This window comes from Nocardiopsis sp. NPDC055551 (assembly GCF_053619415.1).
In genome coordinates this window covers 216,162-237,106 of the sequence record NZ_JBSHJJ010000006.1, presented here as the reverse complement: position 1 = coordinate 237,106, position 20,945 = coordinate 216,162, and the positions used below count along the sequence as shown (strand labels likewise).

19 protein-coding genes and 3 tRNA genes are annotated in these 20,945 nt (G+C 68.1%); 14 read left to right on the top strand and 8 right to left on the bottom strand.

The window, feature by feature from the left end; genetic code table 11:
• The first annotated feature begins 123 nt into the window (after positions 1 to 123).
• From ACWGSK_RS13180 to ACWGSK_RS13165, 4 genes are all read left to right on the top strand, one after another.
• The gene (locus tag ACWGSK_RS13180; protein WP_452455913.1) at positions 124 to 312 is read left to right on the top strand and encodes a hypothetical protein; all 189 of its coding nucleotides are present in this window, start codon (positions 124 to 126) and stop codon (positions 310 to 312) included.
• 146 nt (positions 313 to 458) lie between these two features.
• Positions 459 to 1,007: an NUDIX hydrolase gene (locus ACWGSK_RS13175; protein ID WP_452455912.1), complete on the top strand. Its 549-nt coding sequence runs from the start codon at positions 459 to 461 to the stop codon at positions 1,005 to 1,007.
• A gap of 72 nt (positions 1,008 to 1,079) precedes the next feature.
• Positions 1,080 to 1,511: a hypothetical protein gene (locus ACWGSK_RS13170; RefSeq protein ID WP_452455911.1), complete on the top strand. Its 432-nt coding sequence runs from the start codon at positions 1,080 to 1,082 to the stop codon at positions 1,509 to 1,511.
• Positions 1,512 to 2,056: 545 nt separating this feature from the next.
• Complete coding sequence (locus ACWGSK_RS13165) at positions 2,057 to 2,602, top strand: sce7726 family protein (RefSeq protein ID WP_452455910.1); 546 nt, start codon at positions 2,057 to 2,059, stop codon at positions 2,600 to 2,602.
• Here ACWGSK_RS13165 and ACWGSK_RS13160 read toward each other — a convergent pair.
• The gene (locus tag ACWGSK_RS13160; protein ID WP_452455962.1) at positions 2,568 to 3,605 is read right to left on the bottom strand and encodes a beta family protein; all 1,038 of its coding nucleotides are present in this window, start codon (positions 3,603 to 3,605) and stop codon (positions 2,568 to 2,570) included. The genes ACWGSK_RS13165 and ACWGSK_RS13160 overlap by 35 nt on opposite strands.
• A 163-nt stretch (positions 3,606 to 3,768) precedes the next feature.
• Between ACWGSK_RS13160 and ACWGSK_RS13155 the strand changes: the two genes are divergently transcribed.
• The 5 genes from ACWGSK_RS13155 (at position 3,769) to ACWGSK_RS13135 (ending at position 8,471) form a co-directional block, all read left to right on the top strand.
• On the top strand, positions 3,769 to 4,752 hold the full coding sequence (locus ACWGSK_RS13155; RefSeq protein WP_452455909.1) for a bifunctional DNA primase/polymerase: 984 nt from the start codon (positions 3,769 to 3,771) through the stop codon (positions 4,750 to 4,752).
• Positions 4,753 to 6,531, top strand: coding sequence for an ATP-binding protein (locus ACWGSK_RS13150; protein WP_452455908.1), 1,779 nt, complete (start codon positions 4,753 to 4,755; stop codon positions 6,529 to 6,531). It begins immediately after the preceding gene.
• A gap of 85 nt (positions 6,532 to 6,616) precedes the next feature.
• Entirely contained in the window at positions 6,617 to 6,802 is a 186-nt protein-coding gene (locus ACWGSK_RS13145) for a hypothetical protein (RefSeq protein WP_452455907.1), read from the top strand.
• The gene (locus ACWGSK_RS13140) at positions 6,799 to 7,014 is read left to right on the top strand and encodes a helix-turn-helix transcriptional regulator (RefSeq protein WP_452455906.1); all 216 of its coding nucleotides are present in this window, start codon (positions 6,799 to 6,801) and stop codon (positions 7,012 to 7,014) included. Before ACWGSK_RS13145 ends, ACWGSK_RS13140 begins: the two co-directional genes overlap by 4 nt.
• Entirely contained in the window at positions 7,014 to 8,471 is a 1,458-nt protein-coding gene (locus ACWGSK_RS13135) for a site-specific integrase (protein ID WP_452455905.1), read from the top strand. Before ACWGSK_RS13140 ends, ACWGSK_RS13135 begins: the two co-directional genes overlap by 1 nt.
• 136 nt (positions 8,472 to 8,607) lie before the next feature.
• Here ACWGSK_RS13135 and ACWGSK_RS13130 read toward each other — a convergent pair.
• Positions 8,608 to 8,681: transfer RNA gene (locus ACWGSK_RS13130), tRNA-Ile, on the bottom strand.
• A 262-nt stretch (positions 8,682 to 8,943) separates the two neighbouring features.
• On the opposite strand from ACWGSK_RS13130, the gene ACWGSK_RS13125 reads away from it, so the two are divergent.
• Both ACWGSK_RS13125 and ACWGSK_RS13120 read left to right on the top strand, forming a co-directional pair.
• Positions 8,944 to 9,936, top strand: a complete 993-nt coding sequence (locus tag ACWGSK_RS13125) for a malate dehydrogenase (protein WP_358514876.1) — start codon at positions 8,944 to 8,946, stop codon at positions 9,934 to 9,936.
• A gap of 119 nt (positions 9,937 to 10,055) precedes the next feature.
• Entirely contained in the window at positions 10,056 to 12,551 is a 2,496-nt protein-coding gene (locus ACWGSK_RS13120; protein WP_358514884.1) for a DEAD/DEAH box helicase, read from the top strand.
• Positions 12,552 to 12,560: 9 nt separating this feature from the next.
• On the opposite strand, the gene ACWGSK_RS13115 is transcribed toward ACWGSK_RS13120, so the two are convergent.
• Entirely contained in the window at positions 12,561 to 13,046 is a 486-nt protein-coding gene (locus ACWGSK_RS13115) for a cytidine/deoxycytidylate deaminase family protein (RefSeq protein WP_358514873.1), read from the bottom strand.
• Positions 13,043 to 13,747, bottom strand: a complete 705-nt coding sequence (locus ACWGSK_RS13110; RefSeq protein ID WP_452455904.1) for a RibD family protein — start codon at positions 13,745 to 13,747, stop codon at positions 13,043 to 13,045. Before ACWGSK_RS13110 ends, ACWGSK_RS13115 begins: the two co-directional genes overlap by 4 nt.
• Positions 13,748 to 14,280: 533 nt before the next feature.
• Between ACWGSK_RS13110 and ACWGSK_RS13105 the strand changes: the two genes are divergently transcribed.
• Positions 14,281 to 15,168 carry an SAM-dependent methyltransferase gene (locus ACWGSK_RS13105; RefSeq protein WP_452455903.1) on the top strand — a complete coding sequence of 296 codons (888 nt, stop codon included), beginning with the start codon at positions 14,281 to 14,283 and terminating at the stop codon, positions 15,166 to 15,168.
• A 126-nt stretch (positions 15,169 to 15,294) separates the two neighbouring features.
• Here the strand turns inward: ACWGSK_RS13105 and ACWGSK_RS13100 are convergent.
• A tRNA-Asn gene (locus ACWGSK_RS13100) sits at positions 15,295 to 15,367 on the bottom strand.
• A gap of 59 nt (positions 15,368 to 15,426) precedes the next feature.
• Positions 15,427 to 15,499, bottom strand: a tRNA-Asn gene (locus tag ACWGSK_RS13095).
• A gap of 161 nt (positions 15,500 to 15,660) precedes the next feature.
• Here ACWGSK_RS13095 and ACWGSK_RS13090 point away from each other — a divergent pair.
• Together ACWGSK_RS13090 and ACWGSK_RS13085 are read left to right on the top strand one after the other, a co-directional pair.
• Positions 15,661 to 15,993, top strand: a complete 333-nt coding sequence (locus ACWGSK_RS13090; RefSeq protein ID WP_358514864.1) for a hypothetical protein — start codon at positions 15,661 to 15,663, stop codon at positions 15,991 to 15,993.
• Positions 15,994 to 15,995: 2 nt separating this feature from the next.
• Complete coding sequence (locus tag ACWGSK_RS13085) at positions 15,996 to 16,538, top strand: hypothetical protein (protein ID WP_452455902.1); 543 nt, start codon at positions 15,996 to 15,998, stop codon at positions 16,536 to 16,538.
• On the opposite strand, the gene ACWGSK_RS13080 is transcribed toward ACWGSK_RS13085, so the two are convergent.
• Together ACWGSK_RS13080 and ACWGSK_RS13075 are read right to left on the bottom strand one after the other, a co-directional pair.
• Positions 16,535 to 19,447, bottom strand: a complete 2,913-nt coding sequence (locus ACWGSK_RS13080; RefSeq protein ID WP_452455901.1) for an FAD-binding and (Fe-S)-binding domain-containing protein — start codon at positions 19,445 to 19,447, stop codon at positions 16,535 to 16,537. The two genes, ACWGSK_RS13085 and ACWGSK_RS13080, sit on opposite strands and share 4 nt — an antisense overlap.
• A gap of 75 nt (positions 19,448 to 19,522) precedes the next feature.
• On the bottom strand, positions 19,523 to 20,848 hold the full coding sequence (locus ACWGSK_RS13075) for a glycoside hydrolase family 18 protein (RefSeq protein WP_358514856.1): 1,326 nt from the start codon (positions 20,846 to 20,848) through the stop codon (positions 19,523 to 19,525).
• Between the last annotated feature and the right edge of the window lie 97 nt (positions 20,849 to 20,945).

Genomic DNA, 20,945 nt, shown 5'->3' with positions numbered 1-20,945 from the left:
TGGGACGCTGCCGCGTCCCACCCCCTCCAACCGGTCTCCACCGGGCCTACGGGCGGGTGGGGCGAGAGCGTCTCTGCCCTGGGACACCTCCCCCGCACACATCGACGGAGAGTGATACCCGCCATGGACATCGACTGGCCGCGCACCCTCACGGTGGGCGGCATCACCGCCGCCGTGATGGTGTCCATCTACCTCGCGGACACCTACGAGGGGCTCCAGTCCGGAGAGGGGCCGGCCGGCTTGGCTCCGCTCGTGGGGATGACCGCCGGACTCCTCACCGGCCTGTTGGCCGCCAACCTGTTGTTCGCCTGACCGGGTGACGGCCCGGGACTCCCCACCGCGAAGGGTGGGGCGTTCCGGGGGGCCACCCGGCCCATCACAGACCGCCCGCTCCCCCGATCTCTGTTGGCGCAGTCCAGGGGGAGCGGGCGCCCGACTCCAAAAGGAGCACCACCATCATGACGAAGCCGTGCGACGGCACCTCGGTCGGCATCTACATCTGGTCGACGGACCGCACCGAGCTGCTGATGATCGAACGCAACACCGCCCCGGCCGGCATCGCCTGCGTGTCCGGGCATGGAGACCTCACCACCGAGCACCCCACGTTCGAGGCGGCTGCTCGGGCTGAGGTGTTCGAGGAGATCGGCCTGGAGGTCACCGGCCTCAAGCCGCTGCCGGGCGGTGGGTTCCACCCCGGCCGGTGCCGGCGCCCCGGATCGACCGGCCACCGGTGGCACCGGTTCGAGGCGACCGTTTCCGGGGACCTGATCATCTCCCCGCGCGAGGTACGCCGCGCCGGATGGTGGTCACTGCCCGAACTCCAGCACCTGGCGGAGAGGACGGCCGACTACGCGGCCGGCCTCATCACCGCCCCGGCGTTCGCCGCGCGCCCCGGCCTGGAACCGGTCTGGTGCCACCACATGGCCGAAGACGGACACATCGACCTGGACGCCGAAGCCCTCGACGCGATCGAGACTCTGGCCGCCACCCCGCCCGTACAGAACTAACACCCCAACCACGCCCCGGTCCCCTGCGGCCCGGGGCTTTCTCATGGCCAACCACACGAAAGGGAACTGGGCATGTACGAGCACTCGGACGTCAAGACCGGCCTGCGCAACTGGGCGGAGGGCTCCTGCGCTGACCGCGCCGCGGTGGAACTGCTCATCGAACACGACCGCTGGCTGAACCGGGCGGACTTCGTCCGCTGCATCGACGTCATCCCCGAGGCTGAACTGTTCGACCCGGACCGGCCCGTCGCGGTCCCCGACTGGAAGCGGATCTCCGCCGGTCTCGCCGGCAACGAGTTCCCCGCCTCCTCCTCAGAGGTCGCCATCCTGCGCATCGTGCTCTCCCTGGCGGACAACACCCCGGTGTGTCTGCAAACCGCACTGATGGGGCTCGACAGCACCAACGCGGCCGCCGTCGTGGACGCCGTGATCACCACGACCGGTGCCGGTCTCGACGTCCTCGCTACCCGAGGCCCGGAAGCTCGACGCCGCGTCATCGACTGAACGACGTGACCCTCCAGCGACTCACCGGGCGCTGGCTCTGCCCTCCCCTCACGGGGCGGGCGGGGGGACCGCCCGGTCCACCACACAACGACGGCCCCACCCTCAGCTTGCAGGCGCGGGTGGGGCCGTCTCTCTCACTCGGAGAGGACCACATCCTATGCACACCACGACCCAGGTCGCCGAACGCCCCTGCCCGCAGTGCGGCGACTGGTACGACATCAGCGACCCCGGCGCCTCCTACCCGCACAACAACCACTGAGAACCCTGTGCATCCGCCTCGGGCACGGGCCCCGGGGCGGGATTTGAAGTTGGACGCCGTCGGAGCCGACCTGGACGACGCGCCTGCCACTGATCCTGTGCCCCGCCAGGGGTCGGACTGTCGCCACGAAGGTCCGGCCCCGCCTCCCTTGGAAGACGACTCTGCAACATTTTGGTGGGGGCCTCCAAGAAGGGAGAACGAGTGAGGAAGGATGGCAGGCATCTGTGATCCGATGAGAATGGGCCAAGGCATGTCGCAGCCGCTACGAGACGCTGACATACGCGAGGTGCTGGCCACCGAGCTGCAGGCCCGTTACGCCGATGACCCCCAGACGCTGATCCGGCACGAGTTAGGATTGTGCGCTGGCGAACGCCGAGTGGATCTGGCTGTGATCAACGGGGAGATGGTCGGCTATGAGATCAAGAGCGACGTCGACAGGCTCGACCGTTTGGCTGATCAGGCCACGGCCTACGGGCGCGTATTTGATCGGATGTTGATCGTGACCACCGATCGCTATATCGATGCCGCTGTCGCAATGTTGCCGTTGTGGTGGGGGGTCTTGCGCATACACCACAGCCAAGACGGTGTTTCCGCAGAGCGAGTCCGTGCCAGTAGGCGAAACAAAGGGCAGGACTCCTTCGCCCTAGCACAATTGCTCTGGCGCGAAGAGGCCCTGGCCGAGCTCAAAAGCCGCGGCTTAGCGAAAGGGCTATCGAAGAAGCGGCGCTGGATCGTATGGCAGCACCTTGCCCAGGCTATGCCATTGGACGAACTCCGATGTGTGGTTAGAAGTCGCCTTAGGGAGCGCCCAGAGTGGCCAAGCGGTGCTTGACCACTTCGAAGTGTCGGGCCATCCCTAACGATACCCACTTTGTGGCGTTCCCCCAACCCTCACGTTTGCGCGCGCCAGCGGCAATCTGCCGATCCGCCCAGGAGAAGGATTCCCCCTCCCAATCCGGGCTGTCGATCACTTCCTGGCAGATGTCATAGAAGGCGTTATTCCCCTCATCCTTTGTGGCTTTCCTACGGTAGACGATCCACGCATCGTCTCGTGCATACCGAAGGTTGGGATAAGGCCCCCTGAACGCCGGTCCTGTTTGAGTGGCAGGGTGGTTGGTGGCGTAATCACCATAGTGAAGATCGACCCCGTTCGATTCGCCGAGGGCGAGGTTTCGCCAGAGCTGCACTTCAAAGCGCGGAAGGATGTTCTCCTGATCGAAGTCAAGATGGCTGATCGTACTGGGGAATGAACCGCACAACAGGGTGACGCTTCTCCAGTTGCGCCTTGCGGCCCACTGCACTGCCTCCTGTGCGCTGCGTGAGATGCGATCAACGGTTCGCTCAGAGTCGATCTCGGCATAGTCCAAGACGAGATCGATCTCCTCGGAATCAGCATCTAGGGTACCCAAGAGCAGAGGAATTCGAGATTCAGCCTCAGCGATATCTGGGTCAGCTTCCGCAGATCCTAGGCGCAATAGGTATCCACTCTGGTATTTTTCACTGATTCGTTGAAAAATATCCAGTTCAGCGCAACCATCGCCCAGGCGAATTACTGGCACAACCGATATTTTCCAAGCCTCACCATCTGATTCTGACTCTCCTTTGCTCCTGAGCGCTTCTTCGATCTCAACAAGCGCTTCGCCCCTTGAAGGTCCTCCATCCAGGGCAATAGAAACTCCCGTAGGGAGTTTCGTTAGGTAACCACCCAGCCTTCGCGCCCCACCCTCTTTGGCATCCACTACCTGCACAAGGGGGAGAGTGGAATCGAATCCAGACAGGCCCCGAAGAGCTTCCATTTCTCCCATTTTTCCCTTGATTGCTGGAACGTATTTCACCAAGGTGAGCCTTCTTTCTCAGTCCAGGGGCACGGTTTTCAATCAATGCTTCCACTGAAGGCAGCAAGAGTTCTAGAAGACTCAAGGGACAGAAAACCCTCGCCTGAGTGACACATCTGTCACCTTTCCATCTATTGCACTAAATAGACAGGAGGAGTAAGAGATGCACCACCGCTTTGCGTTGCTCGACTACGCCCTGGCCGCCGCCCGCCGTGGCTGGCCCGTCTTCCCCCTCACCCCCGCTTCCAAGAAGCCTCCGTTGGTCCGTGGGTGGGAGCGGGCCGCCACCACCGACCCCGATCGGATCCGCGCCTGGTGGAAGCAGTGGCCAGAAGCCAACTACGGCATCGCCACCGGCCCGGCCGGACTGGTCGTGGTCGACCTCGATGTCGCCAAGCCCGACCAGGACCCGCCACGGCCGTGGAACCGACCCGGCGTCACCGACGGGACGGACGTCCTCGCGCTCCTGGCCGAAGAGGCCGGGCAGCCGTTACCGCTGGACACCTTCACCGTCCGTACCCGTAAGGGCGGGCTGCACCTGTACTTCACCCACCCCACCGGCCAGAAACTGGGCAACACCAGCGGTTCCCTGGGATGGCTGATCGACACCCGAGCCCACGGCGGCTACGTCGTGGGCCCCGGTTGTCCCGTCACCGCGCCCGACGGATCGGGTCGCTACGAGGTTCAGGCCAACGGCCGGCCAGCGGCTCTGCCGGGGTGGATTCAAAGGAGCCTGCTTCGCAGGCACGATTCCCCGGATCGGCCCACCACCAGCGCATCCCCGTCGACGGGGCCCGTACCGGATGTGCTGAGCGCGATCACCACCGATGACCGCCGCCGAGTGGCCTACCTGCGGGCCGCCGTGAACGGGGAGCTAGCCAAGGTTCGGGCTGCTCAGCCCGGTACCCGCAACGAGAACCTCTACATCGCCGCCGCGTCCCTGGGACAACTCGCCCGTGAAGGGCTCCTGGAGGCCGGCTGGATCACCACGGCTCTTCGTAACGCCGCCTTGGAGGCCAACGCGGGCGGTGACCCCAACTCGGCCCGAGAGATAGAGGCCACCATCCGATCCGGTCTCGCCAAGGGGCTACGAGAGCCCCGCCGCACCCGAACCAACCGACCAAGACCAGGAAGGACGGCCGCATAGATGAGCGGGAACAGCGACGAGAAGAAGCCCTCCCAGGCCACGCTGCTGATCGAGATGGCAGACCGCCGAGTCGACGTGGTCGCCGGCGGTGACGGGCGCACCTACGCGGTGCGCCGTGGTGGGCCCCACATCGCGTTCCCGCTCCTACGCAAGGACGGGCTTCGAGCCGAGTTGGCCCGTCGGTACTACGAAGAGCACCAATCGGTGCCCTCTCAATCAGCGTTGACCGACGCGATCTCCGTTCTGGAGGGACGTGCCATGAACCAGGACCCCCAAGACATCCATCTGCGCCTTGCCACCCACCGCACCGAGGACGGCGACCAGGTCGTCATCGACCTGGGTAGCAAGGACGGGCGGTGCGTGGTGGCCGGCCCCCGCGGCTGGCATGTCACCGAGCACTCCCCGGTGTTGTTCCGCCGCACCAAGCTGACCAGTCCGATGCCCGACCCCGGACCGGCGGGCCGCACCGACCAGGGGTTGGCCGGCCTACGCGGACTGCTCAACGTGGACGAACCCGCGTTCCGGTTGATCGTGGGGTGGCTGGTCGCCGCCATGATGCCCGACATCCCCCACCCGATCCTGGCCGCCAAGGGCGAACAGGGCACCGGTAAGAGCACGGCATTGGCCATGCTGATCAACCTGGTCGACCCGTCCCCGGCACCGCTCCGGTCCCTGCCCAAGGACATCAAGACCTGGGCGACCGTGGCTTCCGCCTCCTGGGCGGTGTGCCTGGACAACGTGTCCACCATCCCCATGTGGTTGTCGGACACCCTGTGCAAGGCCGTCACCGGTGACGGCCTGGTCGACCGGGCCCTGTACTCCGACGATGACGTGTCCGTGCTGTCGTTCCGACGGTTGATCGCGCTCACCTCGATCGACACCGGCTCCCTGGCTTCGGACCTGTCCGAGCGGATGCTCACCGCCGAGTTCCTGCCCATCAAGGGCGACCAACGCCGCACCGACGCAGAGGTCAAGAAGGCGTTCGATCAGGCCGCCCCCGGGATTCGGGCCGCCCTGTTGGACCTGCTGTGCCGGGTCCTGGCCGAACTGCCCCACACCCACCTGGCGGAGCTGCCGCGCATGGCCGACTTCGCCCGCATCCTCGGTGCCCTGGACACCGTCATGGGGTGGGACACCCTGGCCACCTACCGGGCCGCCTCCCAGGTCTCCAGTTCGGATCTGTTGGACGCCAAGCCCTTCACTTCCGCCGTGGCCGACTTCGTCGACGAGAAGGTCACCTGGACCGGGTCCATCAGTGAGCTCCTGGCGCTGATCCCCGCTCCCGAGGTGCGCCCGCGTTCGTGGCCCATCGACGCCACCCGCGCCTCCGGGCAGCTCAAGCGGGACGCCCCGGTGTTGCGCGACATCGGGATCACCGTGGAGAAGGCCAGCCGGTCCCAGGACCGGCACCGCCGGCAGCTCTACACCTTCACCGCGCACGCGATCCACGCACAGCCTCCGCAGGTAGAGACGGCCGCCCCGATCGAGGTGACCGGGCAGGACGCCCTTCCCTGGAGTCAGCCGGCCGCCGGTGGCGGTGCGGAGGCTACGCGAGCAGCCTCCGCAGACTCCACATCAGGCCCCGCGCGAAACGCCAGTTCAACGGCGGTCCTGGAGGCTACGGACCCTGCGGAGGCTGACTTCCCCCGACTCTCTGGAAGTGGCCCCCGGCCGGTCGAGGCCGGCACTTGCACTTCCTGCGAGGCCTCGTTCCGCCGTTTCGAGGCCACCACTCACCCGACGGTGTGCACCGGTTGCGCGCACCGCCACCGGTCCTGACCGCACACACGACAAAGCGGCCCCGGCTCGTACCGCCAAGCACCCGCCGGGGCCGCACCTCAACCGAAGGAGAGGCACCTTCAGCATGACCGATCAGCGCAAAACCCGCCTGGATCTGGCCAAGGTCCGGGTGATCGGACCGCCCGAGGTCGTGGACCAGGTGGTCGACGCCATCACCACCGCGTTGCCGTCCGCCAACCCCTCGCGGCCCTACCCCAGCCGCCACAACCCCGAGCACGTCCGTGTCTACCTGGAGGTCATCCCCGCATGAGCACCAAGATCCTCAGCGTCCCGGCACAACGGTCCCGGAACTGGTTGACCGTCGACGAGTTCTGCGAAGAGCTGGGAATCGCCAGGTCGACTTTCAACGACTGGCGGGCGAAGGGCCGGGCGCCCAAGTGCGCCAAGCTCCCGAACGGACAGCTTCGAATCCGCCGGTCGGTGTTCGAGCAGTACATGGCCGAGTTGGAGGACCTCTCCTGATGGACGGCACGACCTTCGACGTTCGGATCTGGAAGAAGATCGAGGTCTACAAGGGCAAGCGGAAGACCACCCATACCGTCCGCTGGCGTGTGGGAACCGGAGAGTTCCGCGAACCCCACGCGACCGCGGCCATGGCCGACTCCTTCCGGTCCCGTCTGGTCACCGCCACCAACCGTGGTGAGGCGTTCGGCCTCACCACGGGGCGGCCGGTGTCCTGGGTGGAAGAGGCCGCGAACGAGGAACCCGAGGCGACCTCGTGGTTCGAGTTCGTGACGGGCTACATGGACACGCACTGGACCACCGCTTCGGCCTCGCACCGGAAGGACCGGGCGAAGTATCTGGCCAATGCCTCCGTGTCCCTGATGGACCACCAAGCGGCCGGACAGCCGGACGTGGACCTTGTCCGCGAGGCGCTGCGGAACTGGGCTCTCAACAAGGTTCACCGGCACTCTGAGCGGCCCCCGGAGATCGAGGACGCTCTGGCGTGGCTGACGCGACACACCCTTCCGGTGGAACGTCTGGAGGATCCCGTGGTGGCCCGTGAGGTCCTCACGAGGATCACCAGCAGGTTGCCGGCCAATGGTGGTGGGCCGCTCGGGGCGAAGGCCGCGGTGAAGGCCAAACGCATCCTTTCGCACTGCCTCGACTTCGCAGTCGAACAGGGCCATCTCAAAGCGAACCCGGTGAGCCATCACAGGAACCCCACCGGGGCCATCAAATGGCGGCCTCCGAAGGTGAACAACCTGGTGGACAAGCGGTCGGTACCCAACCCGCAGCAGGCCCGGCGCCTGTTGGACGCCGTGTCGTCGGAGGGACGAAGCGGTCACCTTCTTCGTCCATTCTTCGCGGTGATGTACTTCGCCGCCCTACGTCCCGAGGAGGCAGTGAACCTTCGTTGGTCGGACCTGACCCTTCCCGAGTACGCCTGGGCTCCCGAGAAGGACGACTGGCTCCCTCTGAGTTCGGGGTGGGGAGAGATCAACGTCCAGGAGGTGGCTCCGGACGTGGGCCGGCGGTGGACCGACAGTGGCCGGCACCGGGACAGGCGACCTCCGAAGGGCCGGGCCGAGAACGAGACCCGGCCGGTCCCGTGCGCCCCCAAGCTGAGCCGCATCCTGTGGGAACACCGGAAACTCCCCCACCAGGGGCCGGATGGCCTGGTCTTCTTCGGGGAGAGGGGACGCCAACTCGCCACAAGCACCTACTCCAAGCAGTGGCGCAAGGCTCGTGTGAGGGCTCTCACCGCCCAAGAGGTGGCCTCTCCCCTGGCGAAGCGCCCGTACGACCTGCGTAGCGCCTGTGTGTCCACCTGGTTGAACAGTGGCGTCCCGCCCCGACAAGTGGCCGAATGGGCGGGTCACGGCCTCGATGTCCTGCTTAGGATTTATGCCCGAATTCTGGACGGCAGTGAGCACGAATCCCGGAGAAGGATGGCGGATGGCTTCGAGGACTTCTGACCCGAGGAACTTCAACGTGTATTCCCCGCAACCGACCGGACCGACCCGTAGTCGACCGTAGTCACTCGGATAACGAGAAAAGCGCCGCTGGCCTGTATCCGCAGGCTGGCGGCGCTTTTTGCATGCAAGGAAGGGGTAGGCCGGGCAGGACTCGAACCCGCGACCCAGGGATTATGAGTCCCCTGCTCTAACCAACTGAGCTACCGGCCCTCCGCCGTTGGCAAACGTCATCCTAACAGGATGCGTCCGCCGTTTCCGCGCCCGAATCCGTTACTCGGCAGAGGTTGCACGACCACCCGGTATGCGTCCCGTGGCGACTGACCCGACCTTGGTCACGGACGTGGGAGACGGGCGGTCTAGGGTGGGTTGGTGCGGTGCTCGCCAGGCCGTACCCCCTGGGCCCGGCGCCGGAACCGCTTCGAACCCGTTGGTAACATCGCGGGTCGCACATCGTCGTCAGGAGAGTTCACGCATGTCCAAAGCACCCGTCAACGTCACCGTCACCGGCGCCGCCGGCCAGATCGGCTACGCCCTGCTGTTCCGGATCGCCTCCGGTCAGCTGCTCGGCGCCGACACCCCGGTGAAGCTGCGTCTCCTTGAGATCCCCCAGGCGGTCAAGGCCGCCGAGGGCACCGCGATGGAGCTCGACGACTGCGCCTTCCCCCTGCTCGCGGGCATCGACATCTTCGACGACGCCAAGAAGGCCTTCGAGGGCACCAACGTCGGCCTGCTGGTCGGCGCCCGTCCCCGCGGCAAGGGCATGGAGCGCGGTGACCTCCTGGAGGCCAACGGCGGCATCTTCAAGCCCCAGGGCGAGGCCATCAACGCCGGTGCCGCCGACGACGTCCGCGTCCTGGTGGTCGGCAACCCCGCCAACACCAACGCCCTCATCGCGCAGAACCACGCTCCGGACGTTCCCGCCGAGCGCTTCACCGCGATGACCCGTCTGGACCACAACCGCGCGCTCACCCAGCTCGCCAAGAAGCTCGGTGTGTCGATCAACGACATCAAGAAGCTCACCATCTGGGGCAACCACTCCGCGACCCAGTACCCGGACCTGTTCCACGCCGAGGTCAACGGCTCCAACGCCGCCCAGGCCGTGAACGACCAGTCGTGGCTGGAGAACGACTTCATCCCGACCGTCGCCAAGCGCGGCGCCGCGATCATCGAGGCCCGTGGAGCGTCCTCCGCCGCCTCCGCCGCGAACGCCGCCATCGACCACGTCCACGACTGGGTCAACGGCACCCCCGAGGGCGACTGGACCTCCGCGGCCATCCCGTCCGACGGCTCCTACGGTGTGCCCGAGGGCATCATCTCCTCCTTCCCCGTCGTGTCCAAGAACGGCGCGTGGGAGATCGTTCAGGGCCTGGAGATCGACGAGTTCTCCCGCGGCCGCATCGACGCCTCCGTCCAGGAGCTCGTCGAGGAGCGCGACACCGTCCGCAAGCTCGGCCTGGTCAAGTAGGACCTTCGCGAGTACGAACGGCGGGCACCTCCCATGAGGGGGTGCCCGCCGTCGTCTTCCCCCTTTGTCCCGAAGAGGGTTCGAGAGCGGGCAGTATAGAGACCGTGAGTCTCATCGATGTGCTTCCGGCCGAACCTGAACCCGATTCCCTCTTCGAGGCTTTCGCTTCGTGGGCCGAGGAGCGGGGTCTCACCCTCTATCCGCACCAGGAGGAGGCCTTGATCGAGGTCGTCTCCGGATCCAACGTCATCCTCAGTACCCCCACCGGTTCCGGCAAGAGCATGGTCGCCACCGGTGCCCTCTTCGCCGCCCTGGCCCGGGACGAGTGCGCGTTCTACACCGCGCCCATCAAAGCGCTCGTGTCGGAGAAGTTCTTCGACCTGTGCGAGATCTTCGGCACCGAGAACGTCGGCATGATGACCGGTGACGCCTCCGTCAACGCGGATGCCCCCATCGTGTGCTGCACGGCCGAGGTCCTCGCCCAGATCGCCCTGGCCGAGGGCGAGAACGCCGACATCAACACCGTCATCATGGACGAGTTCCACTTCTACGCCGAGCCCGATCGCGGGTGGGCGTGGCAGGTGCCGCTGTTGGAGATGCCGCAGACCCAGTTCGTGTTGATGTCGGCCACCCTCGGCGACGTCAGCCGCTTCGAGGAGGACCTGGAGAAGCGCACGGGCAGGTCCACCTCCGTGGTCTCCTCCGCCGAGCGCCCCGTGCCCCTCTACTACGACTATCGGGTCACCCCGCTGCACGAGACCCTTGAGGAACTCCTGGGCAGCGGCGACGCCCCCGTGTACATCGTGCACTTCACCCAGGCGCAGGCCGTGGAACGCGCGCAATCGTTGACCAGCATCAACATGTGCACCAAGGAGGAGAAGGCGAGGATCGCCGAGGAGATCGGCAACTTCCGCTTCACCACCAAGTTCGGTCGCAACCTGTCCCGGTACGTGCGGCACGGCATCGGCGTCCACCACGCCGGGATGCTGCCCAAGTACCGACGCCTGGTGGAACGGTTGGCCCAGGCCGGACTGCTCAAGGTCATCTGCGGCACCGACACCCTGGGGGTGGGCGTGAACGTGCCCATCCGCACCGTGCTGTTCACCGCGCTGAGCAAGTACGACGGGGTGCGGGTGCGCAGGCTTCGGGCCCGCGAGTTCCACCAGATCGCCGGACGCGCCGGCCGTGCCGGGTTCGACACCGTCGGCAACGTCGTCGCCCAGGCGCCCGAACACGTCATCGAGAACGAGAAGGCCCTGGCCAAGGCTGGTGACGACTCCAAGAAGCGCCGCAAGGTCGTGCGCAAGAAGGCCCCGGAGGGCTTCGTCGCCTGGGATGACGCGACCTTCCACAAGCTCATCGAGGCCGAGCCCGAACCCCTCAACTCCCGGTTCCGGGTGAGCAACGCGATGCTGTTGAGCATCATCGCCCGCCCCGGGAACTGCTTCGCGGCGATGAAGCACCTGCTCACCGAGAACCACGACGACCGCAAGGCCCAGCGCAAGCACATCGGCGAGGCCATCGCGATCTACCGTTCGCTGTTGGACGGCGGCATCGTGGAAACCCTGCCCGAACCCGACGAGCAGGGGCGCACCGCCCGACTCACCGTCGACCTGCAGGCCGACTTCGCGCTGAACCAGCCGCTGTCGACGTTCGCGTTGGCGGCGCTGGACCTGCTCGACGTGGAGTCGACCACCTACCCGCTCGACGTGCTCACCATCGTGGAGTCCACCCTGGACGACCCACGGCAGATCCTCGGCGCGCAGCTCAACAAGGCCCGTGGCGAGGCCGTCCAGCAGATGAAGATGGACGGCATCGAGTACGAGGAGCGCATGGAGCTGCTGGAGGACGTCGACTACCCCAAGCCGCTGGAAGAGCTCCTCGAACACGCCTACGACGTGTACCGGCGAGGCCACCCGTGGGTGGGCGACCACCCGCTGCGGCCCAAGACGATCGCCCGCGACATGTACGAGCGCGCGATGAACTTCGTGGAGTACGTGGGCCACTACGAGCTGGCCCGCTCCGAAGGGCTGGTCCTGCGCTACCTGGCCGGCGCCTACAAGGCCCTCAACCAGACGGTGCCCGACGACGCCAAGACCGAGGAACTGCGCGACCTCATCGAGTGGTTGGGCGAGCTGGTCCGACAGGTCGACTCCAGCCTCCTCGACGAGTGGGAGAAGCTCACCAACCCCGAGGACGAGGTCGAGGGCGAGGACAAGGCGGAGGCCGAGGAGAAGGTCCGCCCGGTCACCGCCAACGCCCGTGCCTTCCGTGTCCTGGTGCGCAACGAGATGTTCCGCCGCGTGGAGCTGGCCGCCCGCCGCCGCTACGGCGAACTCGGCAAGATGTCCGAGGACGACGAATGGGACGGCGAGGAGTGGGCCGAGGCCTTGGAGGCCTACTACGCCGAGCACGACGAGATCGGTATCGGCCCGGACGCGCGCGGCCCGAAGATGCTCCAGATCGAGGAGGAGAAGGACGTGTGGCGGATCCGTCAGGTCTTCGCCGACCCCGAGGAGCACCACGACTGGGGCATCAGCGCCGAGGTCGACCTGGCCGCCTCCGACGCCGAGGGCCGGGCGGTCGTCCACGTCACCGACGTGAACCGGATGTGACCGAGGCGTTCAATCGAGCAGGTGCGCGTTGACCTCGCGTACCCGCGCGGCGAGGTCGGGGCGTTCCACCACGACCCGGCCCGCCGCGGCCAGGCGTTCGGCGCCGTCGCAGTCCACGAACACCTCGGGTTCGCGCCAGGCCAGCACCACCCGCGGGATCGGGGTGTCCAGGATCAGGGCGCTGCAGGCTCGGGGCCGGGAGGCGCGGGCGCTGCACGGTTCCAGGGAACTGTAGATCGTGGCCGTGGCCAGCCGGGGGTCGTGATGGTCCACGCCGCGCAGGGCGACCTCCTCGGCGTGGTCGTGGGGGTCGTCGCGGCGGGAGTACCCCTGGCCCAGGACCAGGCCGTCGGCGGTGACGATCACGGCGCCCACGGAGTAGGCGGTGTCCGACGGAGGGCAGGATCGGGACAGCGTGATCGTGTGTTCCAGCCAGTGGGTATCGGCGTCGCCCTCCGCGGGGGCGGGTCCGCGCATCGTGTGTGCCATGGTCATCGTCCTTCCTCCGGGGCGAGGCAGTAGCGCAGGACGGCGACCTCGCCCAGGGCACGGGCCTCCACCAGACGCATCGGCGTTTGCGGGGTGTAGGGGTAGGCGCCCGGCCGGACGAAGCTCGGGGCGTCCTCCTGCCCCACGAAGAACGGGGCGACGGCCAGCCGCAACTCGTCGACCAGCCCCGAGGTGAGGAAGAGGGTGTGGATGTGGCCGCCGCCCTCGACCAGGACACGTTCGACCCCGCGATCGGCGAGGTCGGTGAGGATCCCCTCGACGGTGGGCGGGTCACCGGCGTCGACGACGTCCACGGGCGGGTGGGTCTCGGGCCGCTCCGAGAGCAGTCGGGTGGCGGTGCGCACGCCCGCTCCCCCGGTGTACACCACGGCGCCGGCGTCACCGGTGGCGAAGAACCGGGCCTTGGGGTCGAGGTCTCCACCGCGGGTGACCACGGCCTTGAGGAGGTTCTCCGTGCGTCCCTGCTCGCGGCGGCGCTCGCGCAGCACCGGCGAGCGGACCAGGAGACGCGGGTTGTCGGCCCGCAGGGTGCCGGCGCCGACGAGGATGGCGTCGCATCCGGCGCGCAGTTCGTCGATCTCGGCGAAGTCGGCCTCGTTGGACAGCCGAAGTCGTTCGGGTCCACTGTCGTCGATGCGCCCGTCGACCGACATCGCGCAGCTCAGGATGGTGTAGGGACGGTCCATGCGCTCAGGCTAGCCGGACCCGGAGCGGAGCCGGGCGAGTGCACCGGCACGGCGCGTTCCCTTCCCGGCGTCGTACATTTCATGAGGGATTCGGAACCACGTCGAACGAATACGGTCGGGCTCTTCGGTAGTGGATTCTCGCTGGCAGTGGACGGTTCCGCTAATTGAGCGGGACCATTCCTTTAGGGTGGCGGAGTATTTTCACCATGCCCCTTACCTCCATCGACTCCCATGGTCGACCGCTGGAGGCCGTTCGCGACCGAGTGCCCGGGGCGCTCGGCACCTCGGATCCCCACGGTGGCCCGCGCTCCCCGCGCACACTCCCCGAGCCCGTTCCTCGCATAATGGACATTAGGCATAAAAACACAAGGGACCCCAGGCCGAACCTTACCCACAGGACCAGCCTCTTCGAGGTCGACCTCGGGCGACGTTTTTTACCACATGTATCCTGGACTCGGTTAACAACCAGGCGAACTCCGAATACAATCCTGGGAGTCGACCACACTTCCCCACCTCAGAACAAGAGGACGGCGATGTCTCGTTTCACCTCCCCCGATTTCCTGAGGCAGGCGGGGGAAAATCACGTCCGGGCGAAACCCCCGCCGCCCGTCAACCTGACCAGGGCCGCCATCAGCCGGCTGCACTCCTTCCACCTCAAGGGTAAGGACCACTTCGAGGTGGACCGGGAGTTCGCCGCCCAGGCCGACCAGGTCGCGCCCGGCTTCGTCGACCTCGTTCTGGGGGAACGCGCCTTCCAGCAGCGCGCCGTCCGGCACATGGCCACCGATCTGGGAATCACCCAGTTCCTCCACGTGGGGGCGGGTCTGCCGGCGCCGGGTGATCCTCACCAGATCGCTCAGGAGGTCTCTCCCGAGGCCCGCGTCGTCTACGCCACATCCGACCCGATCGTCCTCACCCACCACCGCGCCCTGACCCGCGACGGCCGCACGACCACCGCCGTGCCCGCCGGCCTGGAGAACCCCGCGCGGCTGCTGCACGACCCCGAGAGCAGCCGCTTCCTGAACCTGGAACGACCGGTCGGCCTCCTGCTCACCGGTGCCGTCTCGCATACCCCGAACACGGAGGACGCCGCCCGCAACATCGCCACCCTGCGCGACGCCCTCGCCCCCGGCAGCCACATGGTCCTCAGCCACTACTGCCGCCCCGACCCCGTGCGGCACCCCAAGGACGCACGTCGCGCCGAACAACTGGAACAACTGTTCCTACAGCGACTCGGTCACGGCCACTGGCGCACCGAGGAGCAGATCACCGCGTTCTTCGACGGGTGGGAATCGGTTCCGCCCGGCCTGCTCCAAGCCCAGAAATGGCGCACCATGCCGGTGGCTCCCCCGGTCCCGGGCAGCTACCAGATGCCGCACCGCAACCGTCGACTGATCATCGGCGGTATGGGCCGCATCTGACCGCGACATCCCCGTACCCGCGTTGGAGCCCTGGAGGACCGGCAGCGGGCGGGGGCCGCGTCTGTTCGCCTCCACCCCGCGCACGACGAAGGCCCGCCGGATTCCTCCGACGGGCCTCGCTCACCGCTCCCGCGACTGGACTCGAACCAGTAACCTGCCGGTTAACAGCCGGCTGCTCTGCCGATTGAGCTACGCGGGATCGCGTTCGGGTACAAGCCCAACGCTCCCGTGAAAGGGACGCGAACCCCTTGTCCACAGCTCCCGCGACTGGACTCGAACCAGTAACCTGCCGGTTAACAGCCGGCTGCTCTGCCGATTGAGCTACGCGGGATCGCGCCTTTTCCCGGGGCCCTGTGGGCCTCGGCGACATCACTAGACTAGCGCGCTCCCGGAGTGCTCGTGACCGGTGTCGGCCCGTGTGGTGGGAACCACGAGGCGGTAACGTCGGGCACGGACCACTCCGACCGTCACCAAGGCTGTAAAGAGGGACCCATGCGCTACCGGATCACATTCGTCGCCGGACTGGCCATCGGCTACGTCCTGGGCGCCAAGGCGGGCAGGGCCCGCTACGAGCAGCTCACCCGCACCGCGCGCAAGGTGGCCGACAGTCCGCTCGTGCAGGAGGTCGCCGGGCTCGTCGGCGCGCAGGCGAGCAACGCCGGCCGCGCCGTCTACGACAAGGCCGTGGACAAGATGCCCATCACCTCCGTGCGGGACTTCCTGTCCCGCCCCACCGAGGAAGAGTCCGAACTGCTCGATTGGGAGGCCGGCACCGTCAACGGGACCGCGCCCGAGCCCCGCACCGGACCCGACCGGGACCTGTGAACATGGCGTGGTTCGGACGGGACGACGTACCCGCCCAGATCCGTTCCCGGTTGGAGCGCGGCGAACGTGTGCTCGCGCACGCGCCCGTCGCCGCTCCGGCCGGGGCCGGGCCCTCTCCCGAGGAACGGCCACCGGTTCTGGTGGCCTCCACCCGCTCCCTGTACCTGCCCGACGGCCACGCCGTCCGTTGGCAGGACATCGATCAGGCCAAGTGGGGCCCCGAGGAGCTGAGGTTCATCGAGGAGGGACACGGTGAGCGCACCGTACGGTTGCGCACCGAGCTGACCGGCGGCGTCGTCGACTACCGACGGATGGCCGAGACCGTCGCCGAGCGGGTCACCTCCAGCATCCTGGTCAACCGCTTCGTCCCGTTCCCCTCCCCCGACTCCACCGAGGGTTTCCGTCTGGTCGCCAGGCGCGCCCCACTCGGCGACGAGATCGACTGGCGGGTGCACCTGGGCGAGGGCCTGGACCCGAACGACCCGCGTCTCTCCGACGCCGTCTCCCGGGCCCTGGCCCTGATCCGCGAGCAGATGGGCGTCTAGTTCGACTCACCGAGCGCCCGGGCGAGGACCTCTGCCAGGTGCAGGGCCCGGCGGCCGGTCCCCTGTTCGATCTGGGTGCGGCAGCTGTACCCGTCGGCCAGCACCAGGGTGTCCCGCTCGGCCTCGCGCACGCGCGGTAGGAGTTCGCGTTCACCGATGGCGCTGGAGACCTCGTAGTGCCCCTCGGTGAACCCGAAGTCGCCGGCCAGGCCGCAGCAGCCCGAGTCCAGGACCTCGCCGTCGATGCCGGCGCGGGCGATGAGCTCCCGGTCGGCGTCGAACCCGACCACCGCGTGTTGGTGGCAGTGCACCTGCGCCAACGCCGAGGCGTCCACCCGCGGCGGGGTCCAGTCCGGGGCGTACTCGTTGAGGAAGCCCGCGAAGGTGTGCACCGCGTTCGCCACCCGGCGGCTCTCCTCCCCCGGCAACAGCTCCACCAGGTCGTGCTTGAGCGCCGCCGTGCAACTGGGCTCCAGGCCCACTACCGGCAGCCCCTGGGAGACCAGGGGCGCCAGGGCCGACACCGCCCGGCGCATCACGGCCCTGGCCACGTCCAACTGTCCGGTGGACACCCAGGTCAGCCCGCAGCACACCTGTCCCTTGGGCAGCACCACCGAGAACCCGGCGTCCTCCAGGACCCGGACCGCGCTCGTCAGCACCCCCGGGTTGAGCAGGTTCCCGAAGGTGTCCGGCCACAACACCACCTTGGGACCGCCCTGGCGTCCCTCCCCGCGGTTCAGGCGCCGTTTGAAGGCCCGGGTGAAGGTGGTGCGCGCGAACGCCGGGAGGTCGCGTTGGACGGCCACCCCGGCGGCCTTCTTCGCCAGGGAGGACACCCCCGGTAGCCGCGCCAGTCGGTTGGTCTCGGCCGGCGCCAGCGACGCCAGACGGGCCAGCACCGGCAGCCAGCCCATCGAGTAGTGCGCGGCCGGCCGTACCCGGCCCCGGTAGTGCTGGTGCAGGAACTCGGCCTTGTAGGAGGCCATGTCCACGTTGACCGGGCAGTCGCTCAGACAGCCCTTGCAGGACAGGCACAGGTCCAGGGACTCGCGCACCTCCTCGGACCGCCACCCGTCGGTGATCACCTCGCCGTTGGCCATCTCGAACAGCAGGTGGGCGCGCCCGCGCGTGGAGTGCTTCTCCTCCTGGGTGACCTGGTAGCTGGGGCACATCACCCCGGGTCCGCTCTGCCTGCGACACTTGCCCACGCCCGAGCAGCGGCGCAGCGCCTTGACGAAGTCCCCGTCGTCCTCGGTGTAGGCGAGCGTGGTCTGGGAGATCAGCGGCAGTTCGGGACGCAGGTCGGTGGCCACGCGCACGTCGGCGTCCAGGGGCAGCGGGTCGACGATGATGCCGGGATTCATCAGCCCCCGCGGATCCCAGATCCGCCGGAACTCGGCGAAGGCGTCGATGACGCCGCGCGGGTACATGCGCGAGAGCAGCTCCGAACGGGCCTGACCGTCACCGTGTTCCCCGGACAGGGATCCGCCGTGGCGGACGACGATCTCGGCGGCCTCCTCCATGAACGCCCGGTATTCCCGCCGTCCCCGTTCGTGGGTGAGCTCGAAGTCGATGCGCACGTGCAGGCAGCCGTCACCGAAGTGCCCGTAGACCAGCCCGTAGCGCTCGTGCCGGGCCATGAGGGCGTCGAAGTCGCGCAGGTAGTCGCCCAGGTTCTCCGGGGGCACCGCGGCGTCCTCCCATCCCGACCAGGCCTCGGCGCCGGTGGGGGTGCGGGAGGTGAGCCCGGCGCCCTCCTCCCGGATGCGCCACAGCGCCTTCTGGTGGACGGAGGAGACCACCACGGACGCGTCCCGGGGTCGGCTGTCGCCCTCCAACGAGGCGATCATCGCCTCGGCGGTCTCGGCCGCGTCCCGGGGGTCCTTCCCGGCGATCTCCACCAGCAACCACGCCCCGCCCAACGGCAACGGAACCCGGGAACTCGATCCCTGCCGGTCCAGGGCCGCGACCATGCGGTCGTTGATGCCCTCCACCGTGAGCGGGGAGTGTTCCAGCAGGGCGGGAACGGCGTCGGCGGCCGACGGCGCGTCGTCGTACCCCAGGACGGCAAGGGCCCGGGCGGGCGGTGACTCCACCAGGCGGACGGTGGCGCCCAGGACCATCACGCAGGTGCCCTCGGTGCCGACCAGCGCCGCGGCCACGTCGCGTCCCTTCTCCGGCAGCAGCCGGTCCAGTCCGTAGCCGGAGACGCGGCGGCGGAACTCGGGCATGGCGGTGCGCAGTTCGGCGCGATGGGTCTCCACCAGGCGGGCCAGGGCGGCGTGGATCTCGCCCTCACGGCCGGGGCGTTCGGCCAGAGCGGCGAACTCCTCGGCGGTGTGCCCGGAGCCGACGGTCATCCGGGTGCCGTCGGACAGCAGCACGTCCAGGGCGACGATGTTGTCGGCCGTGGTGCCCCAGGCCACCGAGTGCGAGCCGCAGGCGTTGTTGCCGACCATGCCGCCGATGGTGCAGCGGCTGTGCGTGGAGGGGTCGGGGGCGAAGGTCAGGCCGTGTTCGGCGGTCGCGGCCCGCAGGTCGTCGAGGATCACCCCGGGTTCGACGGTGGCGGTGCGCGAGGCGGGGTCGACCTCGACGACGCGCCGCAGATGGCGTGAGGTGTCGATGACCACGCCGGTGCCGATGGCGTTCCCGGCGATGGAGGTGCCTCCCCCGCGCGGGATCACCGGCACCCCGTGCGCGGCGCAGGCGCGGACCGCGGCCACGCAGTCCTCGACCGTCTCGGGGATGACCACGGCCAGGGGGACACGGCGGTAGTTGGAGGCGTCGGAGGTGTACAGGGCGAGGGTTCCCGCGTCCAGGGCCACGGTCCCCTGGACGGAGTCCTCCAGGTCCCTGCGCAGGGCGGCGAGATCGGGGCGTGCGGTGGTGCTGCTCGGGTCGGCCATGGGATCAGCGTGGCGTGAGGCACGTCGTCCTGGCAACCACGCCGCGCGACCACCCGTTCACCGCCTCGGAGCGGATCATTCCAAAGACTCGTCCATGGCGCGCACCAGGTCACCGTCGGTGTCCATGTCGAGGTTCCAGACCATCATCCCGGCCAGACCCTCCTCCCGCACGTACTCGCCCTTGAGGGCGATCACGTCGGGGTTGTCGTAGGTCCACCACTCGTCGCCGTCGTAGACCCAGTAGGCGCCGGCCTCCTCGTCGAGGAAGCGGCGTCCCTCCGCCTCCTCCAGCTCGCCGAACGCGCGGGTCGGGCCGTCGTAGTCGTCGTCCGCCGGTCCCTGCGCGGTCTGGCCGCGGCCACCCTCGTCCGCGGGCACGCCCTGCCAGCCGCGCCCGAACGCCGGAACCCCCATCACCAACCGACCGGGGTCGGCGCCCAGGTCCAGGTAGCGGCGGACGGCCTGGTCGACGCTGTTGGCCTCGTCGTCGTAGTCGGGGACGTAGAGGTTGGAGTGGTGGGCGGTGCTCTCGCTCCAGGGACCGGAGAAGTCGTAGCCCTGCACGGTGGCGAAGTCGACGTGGTCGAAGATCTCCGCTTCGTAGGCCTCGCTGTGGGAGGCCCCGCCGGGCAGGGACGCCGACAGGACGTACTCCTGGCCGGTCTCGGCGGAGAGTTCGTCCATCTGGCGGCGGAACTCGGCCAGCAGGAGGGTGAAGTTGGCCGGGTCGTCGGGGTGTTCGACATTGGAGGCGTTGCCCTGGCCGCCCGGCCATTCCCAGTCCAGGTCGATGCCGTCGAAGACACCCGCCGCGGCCCCGTCCCCGCCCTGGGGTTCGTCCCCGCGCACCGGCAGGTTCCCGCGCAGCCACAGATCGAGGCAGGAGGACACGAAGGCCTCTCGGGACTCCTCGGTGCGGGCGGCGGTGGAGAAATGCACCGACCAGTTCCACCCGCCCAGGGACAGGCTCGCGCCCAGGTCAGGACGCAGGGCGCGCAGTTGCCGGAGTTGGTTGAGGCTGCCGGCCAGTTCCTGCTCGTACTCGTCGGCCTCCCCGTTGACGCTCTCGTCGGCGTCGTAGCGACGCTGGTACAGCTCCCAGGGCTGGTCGTGGTCGTCCTCGGGGATGTGGCACAGGCCCTCGGGGTCGATGTCGCCGAAGGCCCACATCAGCCGCGTCAGGTGTTCGGGGGCCCCGCTCTGCCTGAGCCGTTCGATGGTGAATCCGCGGTTGGCCACGTTCCAGTCGGCGAAGTAGCCGATGCGTTCGAGCGGCCGCTTGTTCAGGAGCACGATGGTCCCCACGATGAGTACGACGGCGACGACGGCCGCTCCCACCACCAGCAGCGGACGCCGTCCGGGGGACGGTCGGGGCCTGGAGGGTGTCGGCAGGGCGTTCACACCACGACCGTAGGGGCAGGAGCCCGGTGGGGGCGGTGGTTCGTCCCATGTCGGCCACATGAGGCCGTTCCGGGACGTTGGGGAACCGTGGGCGGCC

Excerpts from the sequence above, each read along its gene's own strand:
- ACWGSK_RS13180 (WP_452455913.1), top strand. The coding sequence starts at position 124 with ATGGACATCGACTGGCCGCGCACCCTCACGGTGGGCGGCATCACCGCC.
- ACWGSK_RS13175 (WP_452455912.1), top strand. The coding sequence starts at position 459 with ATGACGAAGCCGTGCGACGGCACCTCGGTCGGCATCTACATCTGGTCG.
- ACWGSK_RS13170 (WP_452455911.1), top strand. The coding sequence starts at position 1,080 with ATGTACGAGCACTCGGACGTCAAGACCGGCCTGCGCAACTGGGCGGAG.
- ACWGSK_RS13155 (WP_452455909.1), top strand. The coding sequence starts at position 3,769 with ATGCACCACCGCTTTGCGTTGCTCGACTACGCCCTGGCCGCCGCCCGC.
- ACWGSK_RS13150 (WP_452455908.1), top strand. The coding sequence starts at position 4,753 with ATGAGCGGGAACAGCGACGAGAAGAAGCCCTCCCAGGCCACGCTGCTG.
- ACWGSK_RS13145 (WP_452455907.1), top strand. The coding sequence starts at position 6,617 with ATGACCGATCAGCGCAAAACCCGCCTGGATCTGGCCAAGGTCCGGGTG.
- ACWGSK_RS13140 (WP_452455906.1), top strand. The coding sequence starts at position 6,799 with ATGAGCACCAAGATCCTCAGCGTCCCGGCACAACGGTCCCGGAACTGG.
- ACWGSK_RS13135 (WP_452455905.1), top strand. The coding sequence starts at position 7,014 with ATGGACGGCACGACCTTCGACGTTCGGATCTGGAAGAAGATCGAGGTC.
- ACWGSK_RS13125 (WP_358514876.1), top strand. The coding sequence starts at position 8,944 with ATGTCCAAAGCACCCGTCAACGTCACCGTCACCGGCGCCGCCGGCCAG.
- ACWGSK_RS13115 (WP_358514873.1), bottom strand. The coding sequence starts at position 13,046 with ATGACCATGGCACACACGATGCGCGGACCCGCCCCCGCGGAGGGCGAC.
- ACWGSK_RS13110 (WP_452455904.1), bottom strand. The coding sequence starts at position 13,747 with ATGGACCGTCCCTACACCATCCTGAGCTGCGCGATGTCGGTCGACGGG.
- ACWGSK_RS13105 (WP_452455903.1), top strand. The coding sequence starts at position 14,281 with ATGTCTCGTTTCACCTCCCCCGATTTCCTGAGGCAGGCGGGGGAAAAT.
- ACWGSK_RS13090 (WP_358514864.1), top strand. The coding sequence starts at position 15,661 with ATGCGCTACCGGATCACATTCGTCGCCGGACTGGCCATCGGCTACGTC.
- ACWGSK_RS13085 (WP_452455902.1), top strand. The coding sequence starts at position 15,996 with ATGGCGTGGTTCGGACGGGACGACGTACCCGCCCAGATCCGTTCCCGG.
- ACWGSK_RS13080 (WP_452455901.1), bottom strand. The coding sequence starts at position 19,447 with ATGGCCGACCCGAGCAGCACCACCGCACGCCCCGATCTCGCCGCCCTG.